The organism is Pseudomonas sp. 25 R 14, from assembly GCF_900004755.1.
In the GTDB taxonomy this organism is placed as follows: domain Bacteria; phylum Pseudomonadota; class Gammaproteobacteria; order Pseudomonadales; family Pseudomonadaceae; genus Aquipseudomonas; species Aquipseudomonas brenneri.
The window spans coordinates 1-6,985 of record NZ_CVTS01000025.1; the positions used below are offsets into that span (position 1 = coordinate 1).

Consider the following 6,985-nt stretch of genomic DNA (forward strand, 5'->3'; position numbering starts at 1 on the left):
CCCGCGCTCGCCCACCGGCCGGTCGAAGCCTTGGGGGTGCTGGCGGGCCAGTTCGCTGACGCCGGTCAGCTCCGCCACTTCCAGCATCCGCGCATCGCTGACATAGCGGGCGCCGAGGGTCAGGTTATCGCGCAGGCTACCGGCCAGCAGCGGCAGATCATGGGCGACATAGCCCACTTGCTGGCGCAGGTCGGCCACATCCAGTTGCCGCAGGTCGAGGCCATCGAGCAGCAGTTGGCCTTCTTGCGGCGTATAAAAGCCCATCACCAGCCGGCCCAGGGTACTTTTGCCCGAGCCGCTGCGGCCGATAATCCCCACGCGTTCGCCGGCCTTGAGCTGGAAACTGACCTGGCTCAGGGCCGGGGCGTTCTGCCCGGCGTAGCGGAAGGTCACCTGGCTGACTTCCAGGGCACCTGTCAGTTGCGTGCGTTCCAGCGGGCGCTGTTGCGGGTCGCGCTCCTGGGGCAGGGCCATCAGCGCGTCGGTACTGCGCATGGTCAATTGCGCCTGCTGGTAGCGTGTGATCAACCCGGCGATCTGCCCCAGCGGCGCCAATACCCGGCTGCCGAGCATGTAGGTGGCCACCAGCGCACCGACGCTGAGGCTGCCGGCAATAATGCTGTAGACCCCGGCGACAATGGTCGCCATCCCGGAAAACTGTTGGATGAACAGGGTGCCGTTGGTGGCCAGCGCCGAGAGGTTGCGCGCATGGCTGTCGAGGCGGGTGAGGGCGCCATGGGTACTTTCCCATTGGTGCTGGCGCTCGCTTTCAGCGCTGCAGGCCTTGAGGGTTTCCAGGCCGCCGAGGGTTTCGATCAACAATGCCTGGCGTTCGGCGCCCAGGCTCAGGCTTTTTTGCACGGTATCGCGCAGGCGGGCCTGGATCAGCATCGCAAAGCCGATGGTCAGCGGGAACGCGCATAAAGGGATGATCACCAGCCAACCGCCGAGCAGGCCGATCACCACCAGCATCAGCACGGCAAAGGGCAGGTCGATCAGGCTGGTGAGGGTCACGGCGGTGAGGAATTCGCGCAGGCCCTGGAAGTCATGAATGCTCTGGGCAAAACCACCGATGGTGGCCGGGCGCGCCTTCATCGACATGCCGGTGATGCGCTCGAACAGGGTTGCCGACAGAATCACGTCGGTTTTCTTGCCGGCGGTGTCCAGCAAGTGGGCGCGGACCACCCGCAGCACCAGCTCGAACCCCGTGCCGATCAGCAGGCCGATCACCAGCACCCACAAGGTCGACGTGGCCTGGTTCGGCACCACGCGGTCGTAGGTCTGCATGACGAACAGCGGCACCATCAGGCCCAGCAGGTTGATCAATAAGCTGGCGAGAATCGCATCGCTGTATAGCCAGCGCGACAGCTTCAAGGTGTCGCGAAACCACGCCTCGACCCGCGGCACCAGCGGCGCGCGCAGGTCTTCGATCTCATGCCGAGGCCGTGCGAACAATGCCTGGCCGCTGTAGGCCGCGTCGAGTTCTGCGCGGCTGACCCATTGCTCGCCGCCCTCGGCTTCGCTGGGCAGGATCAGCGCCTGGCCATCCTCGCTCCAACGCCGCAGGACCGCACAACGCCCCTCCTTGAGCAGCAGCAGCACGGGCAGGTTCAGTGCCGAAATCGCCCCCAGTTCCCGACGCAAAACCCGCGCCTGCAAGCTGGCCCGGGCCGCTGCACGTGGCAGCAAGTCCAGGCTCAGGCGTTGCTCTGCCAGGGGCAGCCCGGCGCTCAGGCTGGCGCGGCTGACAGTGCAACCGTGCAGCTTGCACAGGATCAGCAGGCCGTCGAGCAACGGGTCATCAAAGCTCTGGCGCGGGTCGACACCCGGGTTCAGCGGTTCCATCTGGCTCACGGCGGTCTGCTCCACGTCGTTGGCTACTTCAGGTCAGGCAAGTGGGCTTCGCTTCTGACTTCCGACTGGGCAATGGCTTCGGCCGGTACGACCACGCGCTCCTTGTTCAGCAACTCGCCCATGTTGGCCAGCACGCGGTACATGGAGAACTCTTCGGTGTAGCGCACTTCGGTGTAGCGCCGGTTGGCGTTGTACAACTCGTTTTCACTGTCCAACAGGTCCAGCAGGGTGCGCTGGCCCAGGCCGAACTGGTCCTGATAGGCCGCACGCACGCGCTGGGTGGTTTCGGCGTATTCGCGGGCGGTGGGGGTCTGGATGCGCGCGTTGTCCATGGCATGCCAGGCCAGGTTGAGGTTTTCATTGAGCATGCGCAGGGCGTTGTTGCGGATGTCCATGGCCTGGTTGATCTTGTGCGAGTCCGACGCCAGGCGGGCCTTGTCGCTGCCGCCGCGGAACAGGTTGTAGTTCATCACCACGCCCACCCGCCATTCGTTGTCGTGGCCCAGGTCGCCCTGCACATTGTTATTGGCGCCCACTGCCGCCTCGGCGTCGAAACGTGGATAGAACGGTGATTTGGCCACTTCGTACTGGCTCTCGGCGGCCATCACATCGGATTGGGCGGACTTCAGGTAGGGGTTGTTCTCCAGCATGCTGCGCCGGGCGCCGAGTTGGTCGGCGGGCAACTCGCCCTTGATCGAGGCCGGGCTTTCCAGTTCGTCCGGCATGCGCCCGACCACGCTATAGAAGTTCGATTCGGCGTCTTGCAGGTCGACCATGGCCGTTTGGTAGTTGTTGTCCGCCAGGGCCCGACGGGCGGTGGACTGGTCGCGGTCGGCGGTGCTGCCGATGCCGCGTTCGGTACGCAGGCCGATCTGGTCGGTGACCCGCAGGTGGGCCTGCAGATTGTTCTTGGCCAGGGTCAGCAGGTCGCGGCGCTTGAGCACTTCCAGATACACCTCGACGGTGCGCAGGGCCAGGCTTTCGGCAGTGCCACGGGTGTAATAGGCGCGGGAGTTGACCACAGCTCCCGTGCGCTGCACTTCGTTGGAGGTGTTGAAACCGTCGAACAGCATCTGGCGCAGGCGCAGTTCCGACTGGGTGTAGTTGTCGGTTTCGGTGTGGTGATTGCCGCCACGGGCGCGGGTGGTGCTGTTGTCGCTGTAGCCGCGGCCGTAGGCGGCGTTGAGGTCGAGGCTGGGGTAGAAGCCGCCCTTGGCGACTTTTACATCTTCGTCGGCTGACAACCGGCTGTTACGGCTGGCGTTCAGTTCCGGGTGAGTGTCCAGCGTGCTTTGGATGGCTTGGGTCAGCGACATCGCTTGGGCATTGGTGCAGGCCATGGCGATCAGAATCGCGCTGCAGAGGGGGGTCAAGACGCGCATGGGTACATCTCCTGTGGATCAATGTTGCTGGTCTGTCGCCATTTATTTGACGAATTTATAGGGCCAAACCGTCTCAGGCTTGTAACAACAGAGCTAAGAACATTTGCGAGAGGACCTAAGAAGGATTTCTCATAATGTTTATGTCCAAAAAAACTTATGCGTTCTGCGCGAAGCAAGACATTGTTCAAAGCACAAGCCTTGAGTTATGTGCGCTTTGGCGCGTTTTCAGGCTTAAGGAAAGTTCAATCGCAAGTGCAAGCGGATGATGGGGTAGAGGAAAAAAGGGAATTTTCTGGTGACGGTTTTTTGTCACTTTGTCCCTGGGAAGGTTCTCTGCAAACGGCTTGAAGCGCGGGTTGGCGGCTGATTTGAATCAGTTTTGTGCCACTTTCGGGCGAGGCCCAGACCACCGGATCTGTTGCGCTTGTGCACGTAACCGAGGTTTCGACTACTGGGGTCGGACAGGGAGATAAGCACATGGCCAAGTTAATCGGTGTTGTCAGCAAGGTGGTTGGGGAAGTCTTTGCCGTGGCGGGAGATGGCAGTCGCCGTAGCCTGATCGAAGGCGACCGACTGTTTGCCGGCGAGCAACTGCAGACCGGCGCGGCGGGTGCGGTGGCGGTGCAACTGACCAACGGCCATGAGCTGACCCTGGGGCGCGACAGCAGCCTGGGCCTTTCCCCGCAATTGCTGGCCGGCCAGGCGCCGCAGGTGCATGGGTCTGAAGACCTTGCGCCCAGCCAGGCGCAGTTGACCGATGTGCAGCAACTGCAAAAAGCCATTGCTGCCGGTGCCGACCCGACCCAGACCGGTGAAGCCACGGCCGCCGGCCAGACCGGCAGCACCGCGGCCGGTGAATTGGGCGGTGGGCACTCCTTTGTGTTGTTGACCGAAGTTGCCGGGCGCGTGGAGCCGGTCATCGGGTTCCCGACTGCAGGCTTTGGCGCGATTCCAGAGTTTCCGTTGTTCCAGGTCGCCGGGCAGCCGGATACCGGCAATGGTCCGCCGGTAGTGGTGCCTCCCGATAACCCGGTGAGCCTGGATGGGCTGGCGGTCGAGGGCGGCGAGTTGACGCTCAGCGAGGCCAATCTTGCCCAAGGCTCGGCCAGCAATCCGGCAGCGCTGGTGCAAAGCGGCACCTTCAACGTCTCGGCGCCCGATGGCCTGCAGAGCCTGACGGTGGGCGGCATCAGCGTGGTCAGCGGCGGGGTGGCCAGCAGTTTCCCGCAAAGCATCACCACCGGGTTGGGCAATACCTTGAGTATTACCGGGTATAACGCGGCCACCGGGGTGATCAGCTACAGCTACACATTGACGGGCAATGAGGCCCATCCGTCGGGAGCTGGAACCAACAGTCTCGGCGAAAACTTTGCGGTGGTTGCCATCGATAGCGACAACGACACCGCCACGGGTTCGCTGGATATCACGGTTATCGACGATGTCCCCAAGGCGCGGGATGACAGCCATGAAGGCAGCGCATCGGAAAGCCTGTTGACCCTTGTCGGCAATGTCCTGGACAACGATACCCAGGGCGCCGACCGCGTCGCCAGCGGCCCGATTGTCGGCGGTAGCTTCACGGGTCAATACGGGACTCTGGTCCTGGCTGCCGATGGCAGTTACACCTACACACTGAACACCGGCGATCCTGACTTTGTAGCGCTGCTGGGCGGCGGCAATGGCACCGAAACCTTCACCTACACCCTGACCGACGCCGACGGCGACACCAGCACCGCCAACCTGGTGCTGCAAGTGCATAACAACGATGACCCCGTGGTGATCGGTGGCATCAGTGTCAATGGCGCCGACCTGACGCTTTATGAAAAAAACCTGGTGGACGGCAGCAGTCCCGATGCTGGCGCACTGACCCGTACCGGCAGCCTGACGGTGTCGGCGGTGGATGGTTTACAGAACTTGTCAGTGGGCGGGATCAGCGTGGTATCCGGCGGTGTCACCGCCGGCTTCCCGCAATCGATCGCCACCGGACTGGGCAATACCCTGACCATCACCGGGTTTGATGCGGGCACCGGGGTGATCAGCTACAGCTACACCCTGACGGGCACTGAGGCGCATCCGCTGGCCGCTGGGGCCAATGAACTGAGCGAAAGCTTCAGCGTGATCGCCAATGACACCAACAACAGCACGGCCACTGGCACGCTGCATATCAGCGTGGTGGACGATGTGCCGACGGCGGCCGATGACAGCAATGAACAAGTGGCCTCAGAGAGCCAACTGATCCTGACCGGCAGCGTGCTGGGCAATGATGTGCAAGGTGCTGACCGCATCCCTACTGGTCCGGTGACACCCGCAACCATCGTCGGCACCTACGGCACCCTGAATTTGCTGGCCGATGGCAGCTACACCTACACCCTGGACAAGACCGATACGCAGTTCCTCGCTTTGAACGGCGGCGGTAATGGCACGGAAACCTTCACCTATACGTTGACGGACGCCGACGGTGATACCAGCCCGGCCAATCTCGTCTTGCAGGTGCATAACAACGACGATCCGGTGGTGTTGACCGGTCTTGAGGTAAATGGCGGCGAAGTCACCGTCTATGAGAAAAACCTGCCGTTGGGCAGTGCCAATGATGGGGCGGCGTTGACCCAATCCGGGACCTTCACCGTGACGGCGCTGGATGGTTTGAAAAACCTTACCGTGGGCGGTATCAGCATCGTCACGAATGGTGCGGTTTCGGTCTTCCCGCAATCCGAACCCACCGGTTTTGGTAATACGCTGACCATCACCAACTACGACGCCATCACTGGCGTGATCAGCTACAGCTACACCCTCAACGGCACCGATAGCCACCCAACTGGGGCTGATGCCAACAGCATCAACGAGTCGTTTACGGTCGTGGCGACCGACAGCAACAACAGCAGCGCCACTGGCTCGCTGGATGTCAACGTGGTCGACGATGTTCCGACGGCGACCGATGACAGTAATGCGCAAGTGGCCTCTGAGAGCCAACTGATCCTGACCGGCAGCGTGCTGGGCAACGATGTGCAGGGCGCTGACCGCATCCCTACTGGCCCGGTGACACCCGCGACCATCATCGGCACCTACGGCACCCTGAATTTGCTGGCTGATGGCAGCTACACCTACACCCTGGACAAGACCGATACACAATTCCTGGCCCTGAACGGTGGTGGCAATGGGACTGAAACCTTCACCTATACGTTGACGGATGCCGACGGTGATACCAGCCCGGCCAATCTCGTCTTGCAGGTGCATAACAACGATGATCCGGTGGTGTTGACCGGTCTTGAGGTGAATGGCGGCGAAGTCACCGTCTATGAGAAAAACCTGCCGCTGGGCAGCGCCAATGATGGCTCTGCGTTGACCCAATCCGGGACCTTCACCGTGACGGCGCTGGATGGTTTGAAAAACCTTACCGTGGGCGGTATCAGCGTTGTCAGTAACGGCGTCACAGCGACTTTCCCGCAATCGGAACCCACCGGTTTTGGTAATACCCTGACCATCACCAACTACGACGCCATCACTGGCGTGATCAGCTACAGCTACACCCTCAACGGCACCGACACCCACCCAACCGGCGCTGACGCCAACAGCGTCAGCGAGTCGTTTACGGTCACTGCCACTGACAGCAACAACAGCAGCGCCACGGGTTCGTTGGATGTCAACGTGGTGGACGATGTGCCGACGGCGGCCGATGACAGCAATGAACAAGTGGCTTCTGAAAGCCAACTGATCCTGACCGGCAGCGTGCTGGGCAACGATGTCCAAGGCGC

General features: G+C 62.0%; 3 protein-coding genes. 1 reads left to right on the top strand and 2 read right to left on the bottom strand.

Annotated elements, in window-relative coordinates:
• Nucleotides 1–1,854, bottom strand: a 1,854-nt coding sequence (locus BFQ03_RS05265) for a type I secretion system permease/ATPase (RefSeq protein ID WP_065942636.1), incomplete at its 3' end; no start/stop codon positions are given.
• 23 nt (nt 1,855–1,877) lie between these two features.
• Nucleotides 1,878–3,236 (bottom strand): TolC family outer membrane protein, encoded by a 1,359-nt coding sequence (locus BFQ03_RS05270; protein WP_065942637.1) that lies wholly within the window; start codon nt 3,234–3,236, stop codon nt 1,878–1,880.
• Nucleotides 3,237–3,713: 477 nt separating this feature from the next.
• Here BFQ03_RS05270 and BFQ03_RS05275 point away from each other — a divergent pair.
• Nucleotides 3,714–6,985, top strand: a 3,272-nt coding sequence (locus tag BFQ03_RS05275) for a retention module-containing protein (protein ID WP_139115646.1), incomplete at its 3' end; no start/stop codon positions are given.